Source organism: Stenotrophomonas maltophilia complex sp. Om-AH-Sm3 (genome assembly GCF_059337855.1).
The window spans coordinates 88,873-106,442 of the sequence record NZ_JBYBLQ010000006.1; the positions used below are offsets into that span (position 1 = coordinate 88,873).

14 protein-coding genes and 1 pseudogene are annotated in these 17,570 nt (G+C 67.4%); 9 read left to right on the forward strand and 6 right to left on the reverse strand.

Translation table 11 applies throughout. The annotated features are described in order from the left end of the window. Window positions 1-195: 195 nt before the first annotated feature. Complete coding sequence (locus AC10QF_RS09360) at window positions 196-1,149, forward strand: helix-turn-helix transcriptional regulator (protein WP_053499560.1); 954 nt, start codon at window positions 196-198, stop codon at window positions 1,147-1,149. Window positions 1,150-1,373: 224 nt separating this feature from the next. Here AC10QF_RS09360 and AC10QF_RS09365 read toward each other — a convergent pair whose 3' ends face one another. From AC10QF_RS09365 to AC10QF_RS09375, 3 genes are all read right to left on the reverse strand, one after another. Further along, window positions 1,374-3,284 (reverse strand): CocE/NonD family hydrolase, encoded by a 1,911-nt coding sequence (locus AC10QF_RS09365; RefSeq protein WP_111177382.1) that lies wholly within the window; start codon window positions 3,282-3,284, stop codon window positions 1,374-1,376. Between the two features lie 221 nt (window positions 3,285-3,505). Next, window positions 3,506-3,892, reverse strand: coding sequence for a DUF4440 domain-containing protein (locus AC10QF_RS09370; RefSeq protein WP_111177312.1), 387 nt, complete (start codon window positions 3,890-3,892; stop codon window positions 3,506-3,508). Then, window positions 3,889-5,250 (reverse strand): MFS transporter, encoded by a 1,362-nt coding sequence (locus tag AC10QF_RS09375; RefSeq protein ID WP_111177310.1) that lies wholly within the window; start codon window positions 5,248-5,250, stop codon window positions 3,889-3,891. Before AC10QF_RS09375 ends, AC10QF_RS09370 begins: the two co-directional genes overlap by 4 nt. A 105-nt stretch (window positions 5,251-5,355) precedes the next feature. Here AC10QF_RS09375 and AC10QF_RS09380 point away from each other — a divergent pair, with 105 nt between their 5' ends. Continuing rightward, the gene (locus AC10QF_RS09380; protein WP_111177308.1) at window positions 5,356-6,249 is read left to right on the forward strand and encodes a LysR family transcriptional regulator; all 894 of its coding nucleotides are present in this window, start codon (window positions 5,356-5,358) and stop codon (window positions 6,247-6,249) included. A gap of 43 nt (window positions 6,250-6,292) precedes the next feature. Here the strand turns inward: AC10QF_RS09380 and AC10QF_RS09385 are convergent, their stop codons facing one another. Then, window positions 6,293-6,754: a hypothetical protein gene (locus AC10QF_RS09385; protein WP_111177306.1), complete on the reverse strand. Its 462-nt coding sequence runs from the start codon at window positions 6,752-6,754 to the stop codon at window positions 6,293-6,295. A 126-nt stretch (window positions 6,755-6,880) separates the two neighbouring features. Continuing rightward, a complete protein-coding gene (locus tag AC10QF_RS09390; protein ID WP_111177304.1) occupies window positions 6,881-9,676 on the reverse strand; it encodes a beta-glucosidase family protein in 2,796 nt (931 codons plus the stop codon). A 338-nt stretch (window positions 9,677-10,014) separates the two neighbouring features. Between AC10QF_RS09390 and AC10QF_RS09395 the strand changes: the two genes are divergently transcribed. Both AC10QF_RS09395 and AC10QF_RS09400 read left to right on the forward strand, forming a co-directional pair. After that, window positions 10,015-10,449 carry a VOC family protein gene (locus AC10QF_RS09395; protein WP_005417059.1) on the forward strand — a complete coding sequence of 145 codons (435 nt, stop codon included), beginning with the start codon at window positions 10,015-10,017 and terminating at the stop codon, window positions 10,447-10,449. 304 nt (window positions 10,450-10,753) lie between these two features. Then, window positions 10,754-11,458, forward strand: a complete 705-nt coding sequence (locus tag AC10QF_RS09400) for an AraC family transcriptional regulator (RefSeq protein WP_069138260.1) — start codon at window positions 10,754-10,756, stop codon at window positions 11,456-11,458. A 9-nt stretch (window positions 11,459-11,467) separates the two neighbouring features. On the opposite strand, the gene AC10QF_RS09405 is transcribed toward AC10QF_RS09400, so the two are convergent. Beyond that, window positions 11,468-12,358 carry a sterol desaturase family protein gene (locus AC10QF_RS09405; protein ID WP_095377147.1) on the reverse strand — a complete coding sequence of 297 codons (891 nt, stop codon included), beginning with the start codon at window positions 12,356-12,358 and terminating at the stop codon, window positions 11,468-11,470. A 104-nt stretch (window positions 12,359-12,462) separates the two neighbouring features. Between AC10QF_RS09405 and AC10QF_RS09410 the strand changes: the two genes are divergently transcribed. The 5 genes and pseudogenes from AC10QF_RS09410 to AC10QF_RS09430 all read left to right on the forward strand — a co-directional run bounded on the left by AC10QF_RS09410 (window position 12,463) and on the right by AC10QF_RS09430 (window position 17,566). Further along, complete coding sequence (locus tag AC10QF_RS09410) at window positions 12,463-13,413, forward strand: LysR family transcriptional regulator (RefSeq protein ID WP_181452201.1); 951 nt, start codon at window positions 12,463-12,465, stop codon at window positions 13,411-13,413. A gap of 92 nt (window positions 13,414-13,505) precedes the next feature. Then, complete coding sequence (locus tag AC10QF_RS09415; protein ID WP_111177302.1) at window positions 13,506-14,156, forward strand: DsbA family oxidoreductase; 651 nt, start codon at window positions 13,506-13,508, stop codon at window positions 14,154-14,156. A gap of 36 nt (window positions 14,157-14,192) precedes the next feature. Next, a pseudogene (locus AC10QF_RS09420) lies at window positions 14,193-15,192 on the forward strand (cyclase family protein). A 340-nt stretch (window positions 15,193-15,532) separates the two neighbouring features. Next, entirely contained in the window at window positions 15,533-16,147 is a 615-nt protein-coding gene (imuA, locus tag AC10QF_RS09425) for a translesion DNA synthesis-associated protein ImuA (protein WP_111177298.1), read from the forward strand. A gap of 9 nt (window positions 16,148-16,156) precedes the next feature. Further along, window positions 16,157-17,566, forward strand: a complete 1,410-nt coding sequence (locus AC10QF_RS09430; protein WP_065178507.1) for a Y-family DNA polymerase — start codon at window positions 16,157-16,159, stop codon at window positions 17,564-17,566. Window positions 17,567-17,570: the final 4 nt, after the last annotated feature.

The window sequence follows — 17,570 nt, forward strand, 5'->3', positions numbered from 1 at the left end:
CTGCAGTTTATGTGTGGAACTACGTACGGACATGCGTGCAAAACGCCGGCGTATGTTCGTCGACATTTTCACTTTGGCCGTAATCGCCAATCGTTTTGACCTTATCGAAGTCAAAAGCGCGCGAATCGCGGCGACAATGGGAAACGCTTCCAGATTCTTCGACACATTCAATTCAACCTGTGTTTGCGCAGAGCGATGTCCCGATATTTCACTTTTGCTGATTACCGCCAGTTCGGCGAACGCCATGGCTACGACTACCGGATCGAAGGGAGTGAGCTGCGCGACGACCAATGGGCAGGGCGTGGCGACGTCCACGAACAGTCACTGCGCGGTGGCCTGGGACTGATCGCCTCGGACGTGCACAACCGGTTCACCTACACGGCCACCGCTGTGCACGGTGCCGGCCTGACCATCCGCCTGATGCTTCAGGGTGAAGTGGATGTCCAGTTTCCTCGTCGCAAAGGGTTCACCCTGCGCGCCGGCACAGGCATGACCACCAGCCACCATGAACCTGTGTCGATGGCCGGGCTGCATCCCGGTGGCAGCCACCTGCGCGGGGTCAGCTTGAGCGTACCGGCCGATCTGGACGTGGACATGCTGCGCCTGCCGGCACTGCAACGGGTCCTTCATTCCCCTCTGCAGTGCCGCCACTGGGCCATTCCGCATGCCTTGCTGCCAACGCTCGCCCAATTGTTCGACAGTCCCTGGCAGGACGACATCGATGCGCTGTGGCGCGAAGGCGTGGCCCTGCAGGTGTTGGCCGTCGGCCTCCAGGCCGAGGATATGCAGACCGAGCATATACGCACGCTGCGCGCCGGCCAGCGCGAGCGGCTGGAGCGCGTGCGCAGCTATCTGCATGACGACCCCAGCCATGCCCACAGCCTGATCGAACTGGCCCAGCTGGCCTGCATGAGCCCCAGCTCCTTGCGCCGCCATTTTGCCCAGCAATATGGAAGCTCGGTGTTCGACTACCTGCATGAGCAGCGCATGCGCCATGCCGAACAGGGCCTGCGCGAAAACGGATGGACCGTCGAGCAGGCTGCCGCCGCCAGCGGCTACCGCCACCCCAGCAACTTCGCCGCCGCGTTCCGCAAGCGCTTCGGCCTGGTCCCCAGCCGCTGGCGTACGGGCCCCTCGAAGGTGGGCTGAAGGCCCGGGCCCTGGTAGGTGTCGACCTTGGTCGACAGGCTCCTGCACCATCGCGGATGCCGGCCAGCGGCCGGCACTACCACACCCGCCTGGATCCACCTGCCATGGCTCAGCCCTGGTAGGTGTCGACCTTGGTCGACACGCTCCTGCGCCATCGCCGATGCCGGCCAGCGGCCGGCACTACCACGTGCTGCCGGGCTATGCCCGGCGTCATCCTCTCCGCCTCAATACACCGGCAGATCGATGTAGCTGGTCTGCGCCGCGCTGTGCCACACGCGCTGCGTGGCCTTCTGGTAATCGCCTGGCTTGGCCAGGTAGATGTTCGGCACGTAGGTCTGCGGGTTGCGGTCGTACAGCGGGAACAGGCTGGACTGCACTTGCACCATCACCCGGTGGCCCTTCTGGAACGTGTGGTTGGCGTTGGGCAGGTCGAAACGGTACGGCAGCACCTGGTTGGCGGCCAGCGGCTTCGGATCGCTGAAGCTCTCGCGGTAGCGGCCACGGAAGATCGCCAGCGACACCGGCAACTCATAGCCCCCCATTTCCGGCGTCGACGCTTCCTGGTCCGGATACACGTCGATCAGCTTCACCACCCAGTCGCTGTCGGTGCCGCTGGTCGAGGCCTGCAGGTGCACCACCGGCGCGCCGCCGATGCGCAACGGCGCGGTCAGCGGTTCGGTGATGAAGGTCAGCACATCCGGACGACCATCGACAAAGCGCTGGTCCTTGACCAGCCAGGTGGTCCACATGTCGCGGTCACCGAAGCGGACCGGGCGCGGCACGAACGGCACCGGCTTGGCCGGGTCGGACACGTATTCCTCGAAGTCGCCCTCGCCCGCCGCCGGTGCCTGGAACGCCAGCTTGCCGCCGGCGCGCAGGTACAGCGGCTTGCTGCTCGCGGCACACCCCTTGTCGCAGCTGCGCGGCCAACCCTTCAAGCGGTCCCAGTGGTTTTCGCCGGTGTTGTAGATCAGCACCGGTGGCGTATCGGCCTTCGGCGCGCCATCCACCAGGTACTGGTCGAAGAAGGGCTTGAGCACGTCGCGGCGGAACTGCAGCGCGGTATCGCCGTCGAACTTCAGCGCACCCAGTTCGCTGCCGCTGTAGTTCACCTGGCTGTGTCGCCACGGGCCCATCACCAGGTAATTGCGGTTGTTGCCGCTATCGCGTCCTTCCATCGCCTGATAGGCGTGGTTGGCACCCCACATGTCCTCCTGGTCCCACAGGCCCTGCAGCCACATGGTCGGCACCTTCAGCGGTGTCCTTGCCATCACCGCGTCCAGCGCCTGGCCCTGCCAGAAGCCGTCATAGGCCGGATGCTCGACCAGCTTCTTCCACCAGGTCAGCTGGTCCACGCCGGTGAAGCGCGCATAGTCACCGGCCGAACCGATGCGCAGGAAGGTGCTGTAGTCGTCGTAGCCGAGGCTGGGCAGCGGCGTACCCTTGCCGCGCTTCTCGGTCTGCATGGCGAAGTAGTTGAAGTTGACCTGGCGGAACGCACCGTAGTTGAGCCAGTCGTCGCCCATCCAGCCATCGACCATCGGGCTCTGTGGTGCGGCCACCTTCAGTGCCGGGTGCGGGTCGGTCAGCGCCATCACCACGGTGAAGCCCTCGTACGACGAGCCGAGCATGCCGACCTTGCCATTGCTCTCCGGTACGTTCTTCACCAGCCAGTCGATGGTGTCCCAGGCGTCGGTGGAATGGTCGACTTTGGTGTTGTTCAACGGCCCGCGCAGCGGCCGGGTCATCACGTAATCGCCCTCGGAACCATACTTGCCGCGAATATCCTGGAACACGCGGATGTAGCCGCCGTCGACAAACACCTCGTCACCCTGCGGCAACAGGTCGCGCATGCGCGGCGAATCACTGCGGCTGGCGCGACCGGCAGCATCATAGGGAGTCCGGGTCAGCAGGATAGGCGCATTGTGGGCGCCCTTGGGCACCACGATCACCGTATACAGCCTGGTGCCATCACGCATCGGCACCATCACCACGCGCTTGTCGTAGTCGCGACCGACATCGGGGGCAACGAACGGTTTGCCGCTGATATCCGGGGTCATCGGCGGGGTATCGGCGGCCAGCACGGTGCTGGACAGGCAAAGGGCAATGGCTACAGCGACGGCACGCACACGCATGGACAACCCCTCCCGGCAGGAAAGCCCCAAGCCTACTCCTGCCTGGCGCCGTGAAGTGTGTGCAGGCTTTGCATTCTTCGGTCGATGCAGGCAGGACTGATGGCACATGTGCCTGCGGTGCCGCTGCGCTCGTCGGCGAAAGGTAGTGCCGGCCGCTGGCCGGCAACCGCGTAACGCGCCCAGGATCATGAAGTTGCCGGCCAGCGGCCGGCACTACCCGATCAGGCTGCCGTTACTTCATGCAACGCCAGCCAACGCCAACGGCCGTCTTCCTGCCGCAGCACGGCCAGTGCTTCACGCCAGGCCATCCCACCTTCAGCAACGCCCTGCCCTTCACTGTAGCGCAGCATTGCCAACGGTGCCGGCACCGCAATGAACTGCAGGGCATCGATTTCGATACACAGGCCCGGGCGGGCACCGTGGCCGCCAGCGAACATGCCGGCCAGTGCTTCGCGGTCCAGGCGCTGCCCAGCAATACCGACCATGCTGAAGTCGGTGCAGAAATGATCCATCAGCGCATCCAGCGTACTGGCGGCCGCTTCCGCACGGAACCAGGCCTGCAGCTTGGCGATCAGATCATGGAACTCGTTCTCTGCGGTCATCGTCATTGCATTGTCTCGGGTTGGGAAAGAGAGATCGATTGCGAACGGCGCAGCAGCGCCATCGGCAGCAGCGTCATTGCAGCGGCCAAACCCAGCGCCACGCTGGTGGCGCGTGCCGGCAGCCATTGCATGGCCAATGCCAGCAGCAGTGCGATGGCGGCGGTGCCGAGGCAGAAGCTGAGCTGGCGGTTGAGGTTCCAGAGTGCACTGGCATCGCCCAACGCCTCACCTTCCACGCCATGGAAGGCCAGCGTCTGCGCGGTGCTGCTGCACAGGCTGCCGCCGGCGCCCATCAGCGCGAACAACAATCCGGCCAGCACGAAGGCCGGCTGCGGCAGCAGCGCCATCAACAACAGGCCGCCGGCCTGCAGGAGCATGCCGGCGCGCAGTACCGCGGCCGGACCGAAGCGAGCCAGCAGGCGCTTGCTGGCCATGATCGCGATGGCCGCAGCCAGCGCCCAGGGCAGCATCAGCGCGCCGATGCGTGCCGCGCTGTAACCGGCGTGGTGCAATTGCAGGGTACTGACCAGTTGGCTGCCGATGAACACACCGGGTACGGCGAGATACACCAGCATCGCCAGCCGCAGCCCGCGATGGGACAGCAACGACCAGCGCAGCAGTGGCTGCGCCTGCCGACGTGCATGTCGCAGGTGCGTCGCCGCCAGCAACAGCGCGGCCAGCAGCAACACGGCACCTGCACCGCGATGTCCCGATTCGCCCAGCCAGGTCAGCGCCAGCAGCAGCGCGCCCAGCGCCAGCATCGCGGTGGACAGGGCATAGGCCTGCAGGCGCGGCGCACTGCGCGCGCAGTCGGCCGGCATCCAGGCCAGCACCAGACCGATGGCCACCACCGCCAATGGCAGGCTGGCCCAGAGCACGCCGCGCCAGGACAGCCACTGCACCAGCAGCCCGCCCAGTGCCGGTGCCAGGGCCGGCACCAGAAGCGCCACCAGCAGGATGCGACGGGTCAGCGCGCCACGTTGCCCGGCCGTGCATTGCCGGTACGCCGCGGCTTGCGCCACGGGAATCAGCAGACCGCCGGCCAACCCCTGCAGCAGGCGCCATCCGAGCAGCCAGCCGATCCCCGATGCGGAACCTGCCAGCGCAGCGGCAACCGCGAACAACAGCAACGCCACCAGCAGCAAGCGACGCTCGCCACAGCGCGCGGCCAGCCACGGCGCCAGCGGAATCACCACGCTCAGGCCCAGCATGTACGCTGTGCCGACCCAGGCCAGGGTGCTGACGTCGGCGTGCAGCTCCACTGCCAATGCCGGATAGGCCACCGTGGCGATGAACATGTTGACCAGATCCAGGGCGAATACCAGCAGGAAGATCGCCTCATGGCGCAGGCGGGGGGACGGCATCGGCGGCGCTCCAGCGAGGAAGCAGCCAGCATGCCGTCCGGACCCCATTGGAAAAACACGACGGCAGCTGCAACACTGTCAAATCTGTTTTGACAATGGATCGCCATGGTCAGCCTTGATCGCTTCGATATCTTCCGTGCCGTGGTCGAAGCCGGCAGCCTGACCGCTGCGGCCGATCGGCTCGGCCTCAGCCGCGCGGTGGTCAGCTTCAACCTGAAGCGGCTGGAGCAGGAGCTGGGCGTGACCCTGCTGTTGCGCAGTACCCGCCACCTGTCCCTGACCGAGGCCGGCGAGCAGTTCCTGCAACATTGCGTGCAGGCATTGGATGCTGCGCAGGCGGCGATCGATGCCGCGCGCCGCGACCAGCACCAGCTGCAGGGCGTGCTGCGCCTGACCACCACACCGGAGTACGCCCAGCTCCGCTTGATTCCTGCGTTGGAGGCGTTCCGTGCGCGGCACCCGGCCCTGCAGCTGCACCTGTCGACCTCACCGGCACCGGCCGACCTGATTCCCGAACGCTTCGACCTGGCGATCCGCCTCGGCCGCCTGCCGGACTCTGGGCTGCATGCCAGCGAACTGGAACGGCATCCACTGTGCGCGGTAGCGGCTCCGTCCCTGTTGGCACGCCTGCCCTCTGCCGATGCTGCCGATGACCCCGTGCAGCTGGGTTCCCTGCCCCGCCTGGGCTACCCGCGTCTGGCCGACGTGCCGGTGGTGGCACCGGATGGCAGCGATGTCCTGTTCGCCACCAACCCCGGCAACGCGGTGGTGCGCGTGGATGGTGCCAGCAGCCTGCGCGCCTTCGCCGTGGCCGGCGCCGGGGTCACCGTGCTGCCACGCTGGCTGATCGAGGACGACCTGGCCCAGGACCGGCTGCGCCCGGTGCTGCGCCAGCACCGCTTCCCGCAGCAGAGCGTGTACGCGGTCTACCCGCACAGCACGCAGCCCTCACCGAAGGTGCGGCAGCTGATCGATTTCCTGCGCGGGTGGTTTGGCTGAGGACATTTATCGCCACCTCCACGCATGCACACCCTGGGAGACATCACTCGGACTGGAGCCTTCGCTGCGCTGAGGCCGCCACCATCTTGTCCGGGTCGGCGGAAAGCAGTTCTAGAATCCGAGGCGTCACTTTGGGATTGCAGACGATACGATGCCGAACGGTCGCATCAACATCGTGCGCCAAACGGGACATAAGCCCCTCACTCAGCCGACGTTTGCACGCGATGCGCCAACGAACGTCGACGTCTTCGCTGGTAGCCAGCTGTTCGATGATGAACTCGGGAATTGTTTTGTTCCCGGCGACACAGCGCGCCAGCTCAGGGTAGGCCGCAAGGATATCGATCCACGTCTGATCCTCGGCCTGCTGCCAGGCAAATGATGCATCTGACTCGTTTTCACACAACTGCTTGAATGCCCATGCGCTCGTGATCATTCGCTGGTTCTTCTGCGGCAGCCGGTCAGTATTAACTGAGTGGAAGAACGGCTCCAGTGGCAGAAGCGACATGACGGTCTGCCGGATGTCCCCTTCTCCAGCGTCCGCCGGGCATGGCCCGGCGAGCGCAGCGAAAGTCCGCAAACAGACACGGCCCCTTTATGGGGCCGTGTCTTCAACCATCAGTCTCGCGCCGCATCAGCGCAGCACCTGCTCCACCAGCTGCACGTCCACGCTCTGCAGCGGCTCGGCGGCATTGCGCGACAGCTGCACCTGGTAGGTGCCGCCGTCGATCTTCCACTGGCGAGCCTGCGCATCGTAGTGCGCCAGCGTCTTCGGCTCGGCTTCGATGCGGATGCGGCGCTGTTCGCCCGGCTGCAGGCTCACCTTGTCGTAGCCGATCAGGCGGATCGGCGTGGTGCTGCCGGCCGGCAGCTTCAGGTACAGCTGGGCCACATCGGCGCCGGCGCGCTTGCCGGTATTGCGGATATCGACGCTGGCGACCAGGCGCGAGCCTTCCACGCTCACCTTCAGGTTGTCATAGGCGAACGAGGTGTAGGACAGGCCATGACCAAAGGCGAAGGTCGGGGTCAGGCCCTTGACCGCCATCCACTTGTAGCCGACGTTGGCGCCTTCGATATCGAAATCGAACACATCACCGAACGGCTTGGCCGGCTTGAAGCCGAGGCCATCGATATGCGGGCGCGGCAGCTGCGATTCGTCCGTCACCCAGGTCACCGGCAGGCGGCCCGACGGATTGACCTGACCGGTCAGCAGCGCGGCGATGCCTTCGCCGCCGCGGATGCCCGGGTACCAGGCCTGCAGCATCGCTGGCACCTGCGCCAGCCAAGGGGTGCGCACCGGGCCGTTGGTTTCCAGCACCAGCACGGTCTTCGGGTTTGCCGCGGCCACCGCCGAGATCAGTGCGTCCTGGTTGTCCGGCAGCTGCATGTCCGGCAGGTCCACCGATTCGGCGGCCCACTGCGTGGCAAACACAATGGCCACATCGGCCTGCGCGGCGGCCCTCGCCGCAGCGGCGGCATTGGTCCCGTCCACATACTCGATGGTTGCGTCAGGGCGCGCCGCACGCAGCGATTCCAGCGGCGAGGACGGGTGGAAGATCACCGGGCCCGGCCAGGTGGTCGGCAGCACCCCCGGCACCGCGTTGGTGCCCTTGGCGGTCACGCCCACCATCGACGAACCACCACCACCGATCACGCCCTTGTCGGCGTGGCCACCGATGATGACAATGCGCTTCACCGTGTCGGCCAGCGGCAGCAGGTTGCCTTCATTGCGCAGCAGCACGCTGCCCTCTTCCACCGTGCGCTGGGCGACGGCGAAGCCGGCCTCGGCATCCACCTTCTGGTGCTGCGGCGGGTTGTCGAAGTTGCCATGCAGGAACATCGTGCGCAGGATGCGCGCGACCATGTCATTCAGGCGCGCCTGCGGCACCACGCCGCCATGCACGGCCAGGCGCAGCGGCTCATCGAAGAACACCGCCGCGTCGAACACTTCGCCGGCCGACTGCTGGTCCAGGCCGGCCAGCGCCGCCTTCGAACCGCTGTGCACGCCACCCCAGTCGGACATCACGAAACCGGGGAACTTCCATTCCTGCTTCAGCACCTGGTTCATCAGGTAGCCGTTCTCGCAGCCGTAGGTACCATTGATCTTGTTGTACGAGCACATCGCCACGCCCGGGCGGCCGGCTTCGAGCGCGATCTCGAAGGCCAGCAGGTCCGACTCGTGCATGGCCTGTTCGCCAATGCGCACGTCGTGGAAGTTGCGGCGGGTCTCCATGTCGTTCAGCGCGAAGTGCTTCATCGAGGAGATCACGTGCTGGCTCTGCACGCCCTGGATCAGCGCGCCGACCATCGAACCGGCCAGCAGCGGATCTTCACCGGCATATTCGAAGTTGCGGCCGTTGCGTGGGTCGCGCTGCAGGTTGACGCTGCCCGACAGCAGGATGTTGAAGCGCTGCTGCCATGCCTCGCGGCCCATGGTCGCGCCGCCGGCGAAGGCGACTTCGCGGTTCCAGCTGGAGGCGGTGGATGGGCCGGACGGCATTGCGGTGGCGAAATCGCCCGGGCGGATGCCGCCCGGATTGGTCACGCCGACACCGGCATCGGCCGACTGCTGCGACGGGATGCCCAGCCGCGGTACGCCCGGCACGAAGCCGGCCGAACCGACCGCACCTTCCGGCAGCGGGCCACCGTCTTTGCCCAGCCCGAAGTAGCTGTGCAGCATCTGGAACTTCTCATCCTCGGTCATCGCCTTCAGCAGCAGCGCAGCGCGCGCATCGGCGTTGAGGGTGGTGTCCATCCATGGCTTTTCGCCGTGCTTGTCGGCGGCATAGGCCAGTGTCAGCAGGGTGGCGCGCAGGGTGCTGCCCTCCACCTTGAACGGTGCGCTGCTGACGGCCTGGAAACCATCGCTGAAATAGCTGGCATCGGCTTCCAGCGCCACACGCGCCGGATCGAAGCCGGCGGCCTTGGCCGATTCACCGGCCACTGCGCCGAGCAGCACCGCCGGGGCGCCCAACCGCGAACGGGTGACCAGCGCCGGCAGCTGCACCGCACCTGCACCGGCATCGGTATAGACCGCCACGGTATGGCGGCCATCGTCCAAGCGCAGGTAGTTCAGGCCTGGCTGGTCGGGGCCGGATTCGGCGGCGATCGGCAGCCGGGTCAGCACGGCCTGGCCGCGCTGGGTCTGGCCGTCGTCCTTGCCGGCGGCAACGAAGCGGTATTCGTAACCCAGTCCGTCGGCCAGCACCTGCAGCGGATCGACCTGGCCGATGCCGCGCTGCACCTGGCGCACGCTCACCGCGTCCACCTGCAGGGTCTTCAGCTGGGCGGCCAGGGCCGGCATCGCCTCGGCGTTGGGCGCCTCTTCCAGGGTCAGCACAGTGAACGCGGCGGGGTCGGCCCAGGCCGGAGCGGCCAGTGCAGCGGACAGGGCCAGGGACAGTACAAGCTGCTTTGTAAACGTTTTCATCGACGGGCGTAATTCCGTTGCCAAGGCAATCGGTCCAGGGAAAGTGCCGCCGAAGGGTGCAGCGTTCATGCCGCGCGGGGGTTGCCAGGCAACCTCCCGCAGGCCGAAGGACGGGCCGGTCTGCGCGCGGGACCCTCCTCCCGGCGTGACAACCTGCCTGCCCGGGCCGCGCAGGGCGACCCAATCCTGTGAAGATTGTGCGAGGGCGTTCACACCTGTCAACAGGACCTAAGTCACAGGGGCGATCCCAGCCTGCAGTTATCAGGCCATCACCGGCGGTCATCAGCGCGCCGTGCGAGGCTGCCGATAATGAAGGTCCCTGGCCACGAACCGAGCCCATGACCGTCCACCGCGACTTCGACCATCTCTGGCGCGACCGCTGCGATACGTCCAGCCAGCGCGCACCGCGCGTGCTGATCCGGGTGTTCGTGGCCCCCGGTGAGCTGGAACGCAGCGTGTCCTTCTACGAGCAGCTGCAGGGCGTGGTGGCCGATGCGGGCTTTCCGTTTCCGGAGGCCGGGCTGCGCCTGGCCATGGTCGGTGCGTTCCTGTTGATCGAGGGCAGCGAGGCGGCGCTGGCGCCGTTCACCTCGACCACGGGGACACTGCTGGTCGATGACGTTCGGCCTTATCACGACAAACTGGTTGCCGCCGGCGCCGAGATCATCTTCCCGTTGCAGGTGGTCCCGACCGGGGCGGCGTTCAATGCGGTGCATCCCGATGGCACGGTGGTCGAGTACGTGCATCACCGGCCGGATCCGCAGGGGCGGTGAGGGGGCGAACGGCCAGGCTGCGCCCGGCCCCCGCGGTAGTGCCGGCCGCTGGCCGGCAACCTCAGAAGCAACAGCCGAAGCAAAAGCGGGCTTCCTGTGGGATGGCGGGGTGGGTCCGGTTGCGGGGGACGCCGTGAATCCGTCCCTGGAGGCTCGGTCGCGCCATCCATGGCGCTCACGCCCCCGCAACCGGACCCACCCCGCCTTCGACAATCCGTCGCAATCTGCAGTAGATCCACGCCATGCGTGGATGCTCTTCGATCAATCGTCGAATTACTCGATTTCGATGGAGATTCATCCACGCATGGTGTGGATCTACAATCCCGTCATGCCCTCCCCCGCCCTGCCCTGGAATGGCACGCTGCTGCTGGATGCTCACGTGGCCGTGTTGCAGGGGCGTGCCGGTGACAGCGATGTACACGCGCACTATGCCCATCAGCTGCTGTTGAGCGAAGCCACTCCCTGGCACGTCGAGATCGACGGTGTGCGCCAGCAGGGCCAACGGCTGTGGGTACCGTCGTTCCGGCCGCACGCGATCCTGTCTGCACCGGACGCGGGCTGCACGGTGTTCCTTGAGCCGGCGCATGCCGACCTCGAACAGATCCAGCAGCATCTGTACGCGTTGCCCGGCACTGCGGCCGGGCTGCACCGCTGGCTGCCACGGCTGAGCCGCGCGCAGCCACTGGACCGGCGGGTAGAGGCGGCGCTGGCCCGCATCAGCCACTACCTGCCTGGCCCGGTGCCGGCTGCCGACATCGCCGGAGCCGCGCATCTGTCGACCAGCCAGCTGCACCGGCGTTTCCAGTCCGACCTGGCGGTGACCCTGCGCGGCTGGGTGCTGTGGCAGCGTTTGCGTACCGCGCTCGCGCACCACCTGCAGGGGCACAGTCTGACCGCCAGCGCGCATGCCGCCGGCTTCGCCGACCTGGCCCATCTCTCGCGCAGCCTGCGCCGCATGTTCGGCATCGGTGCCGCACAGCTGCAGGGCCTGCAGTTGCGCGCGACCTGACACGGCCGATCACCCACGCCTGCGCAGGCCTTCGGGCAGCTCCGGCACCTCGCCATGCGGCAGTTCACGAAACGGCGCCAGCAGCTGCCCCGCGTAATCGCGTGGATAGTCAGGTTGGCTGCCGATGCCGAGGTCGCGTTGCTGCAGTCGATAGCCCGGCGCATCGAAGGCGGTCCCCAGCAGGTGATCCCAGACGGTCAGGAACAGGCCGAAGTTGACGTCACCGGCGGTGCCGTAACGTATGTGATGGAAGCGATGCAGCGGTGCCCACGCCATCACCCGGCCCAGCACACCCGGGCGCATGTCCACGTTGGAGTGCTGCAGCAGCAGCTGGATGGCGATGGCAAACGCCAGCACCGCAGCCACCGGCATCGGCAGGCCCAGCAGCAACAATGGCAGCACGCCGCCCACCGCTTCGGCCGCCTGGTGCAGCGGGTGTTTCATCAGGCCGTTGAAGCCATACATGCGGGTCACGCTGTGATGCACCGCATGCAGGCGCCACAACCAGCCGATGCGATGGCTTGCGTAGTGCACCAGGGTGATGCCGAGATCGGCAGCGATGATCGCCACCAGTACCTGCAGCGCGAACGGCCACTGCAGCGGCCAGACCTGCCACGGAATGATCGCCGCCAGCAGCGGCACCGCGGCGATCGATAGCAGGTTCAGGCTCTCGTTGACCAGCGCGTGCAGGGCATCACGCACACGGTCGCCGTGGTCGCGGTTGAACGCAGGGTCATACGGCCAGGCGCGCTCGGCGACGAACGAAACCGCAATGGCGATCGCCAGCAGGGCCAGCAGCCACAACGGATCGCCATGGCAGTGGCCGACCCAGACGACGGCAGTGGCAACGAACCCCAGCAGGAACAACGGGGCATACAGGCGCAGGATCCAGTGCTTCATGGGCAACCCGGGAAGTGAGGGGCCTGCATGCTGGCGTGGCGTGTGGGTTGCTGGCTTGAACAAACGGCGCAACCCTGCGGGCACCACGCTTCCCACATCCACGCATGGCGTGGATCTACAATGACGCCCTCATCGCGCCCGGGACCGGCATGGATTCCTTCAACCTGATGCGTGCCTTCCGCCGCATCGTCGAACGCGGCGGGCTCGCTCGTGCCGCCGAAGACCTGGGCATGTCGCCGGCCGGGCTCAGCAAAAAGCTGCGCACGCTGGAAGCGCATCTGGGCGTGGTACTGCTGCAGCGGACCACGCGGCGCATGAGCCTGACCGAGACCGGCCACGCCTATTACCGTGAATGCTGCCGCCTGCTCGACGAACTGGACGCATTGGAACGTGGCATCGCCGAGCAGCGTGGCGAGGTGACCGGGCGCCTGCGCGTCAATGTGCCGCAGTCGTTCGCGCTGAGCACGCTGTCGCCGCTGCTGCCCCGCTTCCTGCAGCAGCATCCGCAGCTGTCGCTGGATCTGGTGATGGAAGATCGCCTGCTCGACGCGGTCGGCGAAGGTTTCGATGTGTCGCTACGACTGCGTGCCGAGCTGGATGATTCACGCTTGGTGGCACGCCGGCTGGCCTCGCTGCAGCAGGTGCTGTGCGCGGCGCCGTCCTACCTGCGGCAGCATCCGGCACCGCAGGCAGTAGGGGATCTGCAGGCCCATAGCATGCTGGCCTACAGCCTGTCCGACTCACCGGGCAGTTGGCCGCTGCTCGGCCCGGATGGCCAGGTGACGATCACCCTTCCGGCACGCGTGACCGTCAACAACAGCCTGCTGCTGCGTGACCTGCTGGTGGCGGGCATGGGCATCGGCGCCCTGCCTTCGTTCCTGGCCGCGCAGGCATTGGCGCGGGGCGAACTGCAGCAGGTGCTGCCCGACCACCGCTATCCGCCGCGCTTCGTGCATGCGGTCTACCCCACCTCGCGCCACCTGCAGCCCAAGGTGCGTGCCTTCATCGACTTCCTGCACGCCGAGCTGCCCGGCTGCGCCGGCCTGGATTCGTAACCGCCAGCGAAAACTGAGCTGCCCGCAGCGTGCTGTTTCGGCCACGCCGCGCTGCCTACTCTGCCGCCTCTCCTCTCACCGATGGCAGGCAGATGTCTCCCGTTCCTTCCCCCGCCACCGCAGCGCCGGTGGTCGATTTCTTCCACGACGTGGTCTGCGGCTGGTGCTTCGTGCTGGCCCCGCGCCTGCAGCAGGTCTCCGCCGAACTCGGCATCCAGGTGCGCCACCGCAGCTTCGTGCTGCAGGACTCGCGCACGCAGATGGTCGAGGTGTTCGGCTCGATGGCGCGCGCCAAGGCGATCATCCTGCGCCACTGGACCGACTGCGCCGCGCATGAAGACATCGCGCGCATCGATATCGAAGGCATGCGCGCACAGGACTTCGAGTATCCGTCCGGCTGGCTCGGCGCACTGGCCTGCCAGACCGCAGGGCTGATCGGTGGCAATGATGCCCATGGCGCGATGTTCGACGCGGTGCAATGGGCGCACCTGCACCAGCACCGCAACATCGGCGATGCCGAAGTGCTGCTGGATATTGCCGAATCGCTGGGCCATCCACGTGGCGCCTTCGCTGACCACATGCGCAGCGACGCGATGCGCCAGCGCGTGCAGGCCGATCGCGCCGAAGCTGCCGCGCTCGGCATCCGCTCCATCCCCACCGTGATCGGCGGCAACGGCCTGCGCCTGCAGACCCTGCCGCTGCCGCAATTGCGCCAGGCCCTGGCGCCCCTGGTCGCGGCCTGAGCCGCACCCTCCCCCACCCTGCAAGGAGATTTCCCCATGACCCCACGTACCCTGTCCACCGCGCTGGCCCTGCTGCTGGCCGCCACCGCCGCTTCCACCCCCGTGTCCGCACACGAACGCGTTCCCTCCGGCCAGCAGGTCGGCACCAGCCCCTGGGGGCCGAAGGACGAGATCGGCCGCCTCAACCTGATCACCGAAGCCTCGCGCGCCGCGATCCTGTCGCGGGTCAGCGGCGGCAAGGCCTATGACCTGGCCACCGAATACTACGTCGGCATGCCCAGCTGGCAGGATGCCGGCGACCCGCACTACCAGTTCTGGATGACCCACACCCCGCGCGGCACAGTGATGGACGATCCGATGGGCGTGGGCGAAACCATGAACCTCACCCGCAGCTACACCGGCACCGCGTTCTCGATGTACAGCCACACCGGCACCCACATCGATGCGCTGAACCACTTCGGCATCCAGGGGAAGATCTGGAACGGCTTCGAGGCCGACAAGCACCTCGGCGACCGCGGCTGGAATGTCACCGGCATCGAGAAATTCCCGCCGCTGATCGCGCGTGGCGTGCTGATCGACGTGGCCGGCGCCAAGGGCGTGGACATGCTGCCGGACAGCTACCGCGTCACCCGCCAGGACCTGAAGGATGCGCTGGCACGCCAGAAGGTGAAACTGCAGCAGGGTGACGTGGTGCTGATCCGCACCGGCCGCATGCGCCTGTTCGAGCAGCCCAGGGCCTACATGGCCAACCCGCCGGGCATGGGCCTGGACGCGGCACGCTTCCTGGTGGAAGACAGCGGCGCGATGATCGTCGGTGCCGACAACCTCAGCTTCGAGACCTTCCCCTCGGAGGTGTCCGACGATTACGTGCCGCTGCACACCTACCTGCTGGCTCAGCAGGGTGCGCCGATCATCGAGCTGGTGGCGCTGGACGAACTGGCCCGCGACAAGGTCTACGAATTCGCCTTCATCGGCGGCCCGCTGAAGATCCGCGGCCGCGCCGCTGCGCCCGGTGGCGCTGCCGGTGCGCCCGTAACCAGGGGCATCCCCGGGTAGCGCCGGGCCATGCCGGGTGGGTGCCGACCTTGGTCGGCACCGCGCTTTACCGCTATCCACGCATGGCGTGGATCTACCAGGCTGCGGCATGGATTTGCCGGGGCTCTCTCCAGTAGATCCACGCCATGCGTGGATGCTTTCCCCCTTCAGCAACCTGAAACCGGACCCTCCGATTTCATTAGTAATTCTACTTACAACGCGAGTAGCATGTCTGGTCTCAGCCCCTGATACCGGCCCGTCGATACTCGCGCCATGCCCGCCGTTTCCGCCCGTTCCTGCCGTTTCCAGCCCGCCCGGCGCCTCCCCTGGAGGGCTGACTGATGGGTGCCGTCGTCGCCCTCGACCGGCTGCTGGACGGGCGCCAGCTGTGGCGCGGCCCGGCCCGCCAGGGCCCCGCCAGCGACCATCTGGCCAGCGGCCATCCGGCACTGGATGCACGCCTGCCCGGCGGCGGCTGGCCGACCAGCGGACTGTGCGAGGTACTGCAGGCGGTGCCCGGCGTTGGCGAACTGGCGCTGGTATGGCCGGCGCTGGCCAGGCTGAGCCAGCGCGACCGCCCGATCGTCCTGGTCGCTCCGCCCTACCGTCCGCATGCCCCGGCCTGGGCCGCCGCCGGGCTGGACCTGGGCCAGCTGCAGATCATCCACGCCGCGCCGAAGCAGGCACTGTGGGCCGCCGAACAGTGCCTGCGCTCTGCGGCCTGCGCGGCGGTACTGTGCTGGCCGCATCAAGCCGACGACCGCGCCCTGCGCCGCCTGCAGGTGGCCGCCGACAGCGGCCAGTGCCTGGGCTTCGTGTTCCGCGAGGCGCAGGCCGCGCGCAATCCTTCCCCGGCCAGCCTGCGCCTGCAGCTCGACCACGGTCAGGTGCGGGTGCTGAAGTGCCGTGGCGGCCTGCCGCCGGCACAACCGTTGCCGCTGGCCATCGCCCACTGAGGACGCGCCATGCACTGGGCCTGCCTGTTGTTGCCGCAGTTGGCGCTGGACAGCGTGCTGCGCCTGCAGCCCGACCCACAGCGGCCATTGGTACTGCTGCAGGGGCCGGCGCAGCGTCGCGTGCTGCGCGCGGTCAGCCCGTCGGCACGTGCAGCAGGGCTGCGCCCGGGCATGCTGCTGTCGGCTGCACAGGTACTGGTGCAGGACATGCACCTGCACGACTACGACCCCAATGCCGAACAGCACACCCGGCAGCTGCTGGCCAGCTGGGCCTATGCCTACAGCTCGCAGGTCAGCCTCGATTTTCCGCATGCGCTGGTGCTGGAAATCGGTGCCAGCCGCGCCCTGTTCGGTGACTGGCTGACGATCCAGCAGCGCCTGCGCAACGAACTGCACGAACTCGGTTTCCGCCACCGCCTGGTGGCCGCGCCTACCCCACATGCCGCGCGCGTGCTGGCCAACGTCCACGATGGCCTCGGCCTTGATGCGCAGCAGCTGCCGGCGGCGCTGGCGCAGCTGCCCCTGGCGCGCTGCGGCCTGCCCAGCGAGGCGGTGACGGTGCTTGGCCGTTCCGGCCTGCGCACGTTGGGCGCGGTGCTCAAGCTGCCGCGCGACAGCCTGGCCCGGCGCTTCGCCCCCGAGGTCCTGCAGCAGCTGGATGCATTGCGCGGGCTGCCCACCGCGCCATTGCGCTACTACCAGCCACCGGACCGTTTCGATGCGCGCATCGAATTCGAATACGAGATCGAATCCAGCCAGGCCCTGCTGTTCCCGCTGCGCCGCCTGCTGCTCGACCTGGCCGCGTTCCTGTGTTCGCGCGATGGCGGCGTGCAGCGCTTCGACCTGCATTTCGAGCATGACCTGTTGCCGGCCAGCGTGCTGACCATCGGCCTGTTGGCGCCCGAACGCGATCCCGCGTTGCTGTTCGAGATCGCGCGCAACCGCATGGAAGCGTTCGCCCTGCCGGCCGGCAGCCGCGCACTGCGCCTGCAGGCCGAACAGCTGCCGCCGTTCGTGCCCGCCGCGCGTGACCTGTTCGATACCCGTCCGGCGCAGGCGATGCCGTGGAACCAGCTGCGTGAGCGCCTGCGCGCGCGGCTCGGCGATGACGCCGTGCAGCCGCTGGCAGTGCAGGCCGACCATCGCCCCGAACGCGCCAGCGGCACCCAGCCAGCAGCCAGGCCACCGGCATACTGGCCACTGCGCCCCGGTTGGCTGCTGGACGCTCCACAGCCGCTGCGTGACCCGCGCCTGCGCATCATCGCCGGGCCGGAGCGGATCGAATCGGGCTGGTGGGACCAGGCTGACGCGCGCCGCGACTACTACGTGGTGGAAACCGCGCATGGCCAGCGCGGCTGGGCCTTCCGCGCGCGCAACGATCCGCATGCGCCGTGGATGCTGCACGGCTGGTTCGGCTGAGCCG

What these genes read in the sequence shown, in the direction of transcription:
- AC10QF_RS09375 (WP_111177310.1), bottom strand. Translation starts at nt 5,250, where the DNA reads ATGCCGTCCCCCCGCCTGCGCCATGAGGCGATCTTCCTGCTGGTATTC.
- AC10QF_RS09360 (WP_053499560.1), top strand. Translation starts at nt 196, where the DNA reads ATGTCCCGATATTTCACTTTTGCTGATTACCGCCAGTTCGGCGAACGC.
- imuA (WP_111177298.1), top strand. Translation starts at nt 15,533, where the DNA reads ATGGGTGCCGTCGTCGCCCTCGACCGGCTGCTGGACGGGCGCCAGCTG.
- AC10QF_RS09380 (WP_111177308.1), top strand. Translation starts at nt 5,356, where the DNA reads ATGGTCAGCCTTGATCGCTTCGATATCTTCCGTGCCGTGGTCGAAGCC.
- AC10QF_RS09370 (WP_111177312.1), bottom strand. Translation starts at nt 3,892, where the DNA reads ATGACGATGACCGCAGAGAACGAGTTCCATGATCTGATCGCCAAGCTG.
- AC10QF_RS09405 (WP_095377147.1), bottom strand. Translation starts at nt 12,358, where the DNA reads ATGAAGCACTGGATCCTGCGCCTGTATGCCCCGTTGTTCCTGCTGGGG.
- AC10QF_RS09385 (WP_111177306.1), bottom strand. Translation starts at nt 6,754, where the DNA reads ATGTCGCTTCTGCCACTGGAGCCGTTCTTCCACTCAGTTAATACTGAC.
- AC10QF_RS09365 (WP_111177382.1), bottom strand. Translation starts at nt 3,284, where the DNA reads ATGCGTGTGCGTGCCGTCGCTGTAGCCATTGCCCTTTGCCTGTCCAGC.
- AC10QF_RS09415 (WP_111177302.1), top strand. Translation starts at nt 13,506, where the DNA reads ATGTCTCCCGTTCCTTCCCCCGCCACCGCAGCGCCGGTGGTCGATTTC.
- AC10QF_RS09395 (WP_005417059.1), top strand. Translation starts at nt 10,015, where the DNA reads ATGACCGTCCACCGCGACTTCGACCATCTCTGGCGCGACCGCTGCGAT.
- AC10QF_RS09390 (WP_111177304.1), bottom strand. Translation starts at nt 9,676, where the DNA reads ATGAAAACGTTTACAAAGCAGCTTGTACTGTCCCTGGCCCTGTCCGCT.
- AC10QF_RS09430 (WP_065178507.1), top strand. Translation starts at nt 16,157, where the DNA reads ATGCACTGGGCCTGCCTGTTGTTGCCGCAGTTGGCGCTGGACAGCGTG.
- AC10QF_RS09410 (WP_181452201.1), top strand. Translation starts at nt 12,463, where the DNA reads ATGGCGTGGATCTACAATGACGCCCTCATCGCGCCCGGGACCGGCATG.
- AC10QF_RS09400 (WP_069138260.1), top strand. Translation starts at nt 10,754, where the DNA reads ATGGTGTGGATCTACAATCCCGTCATGCCCTCCCCCGCCCTGCCCTGG.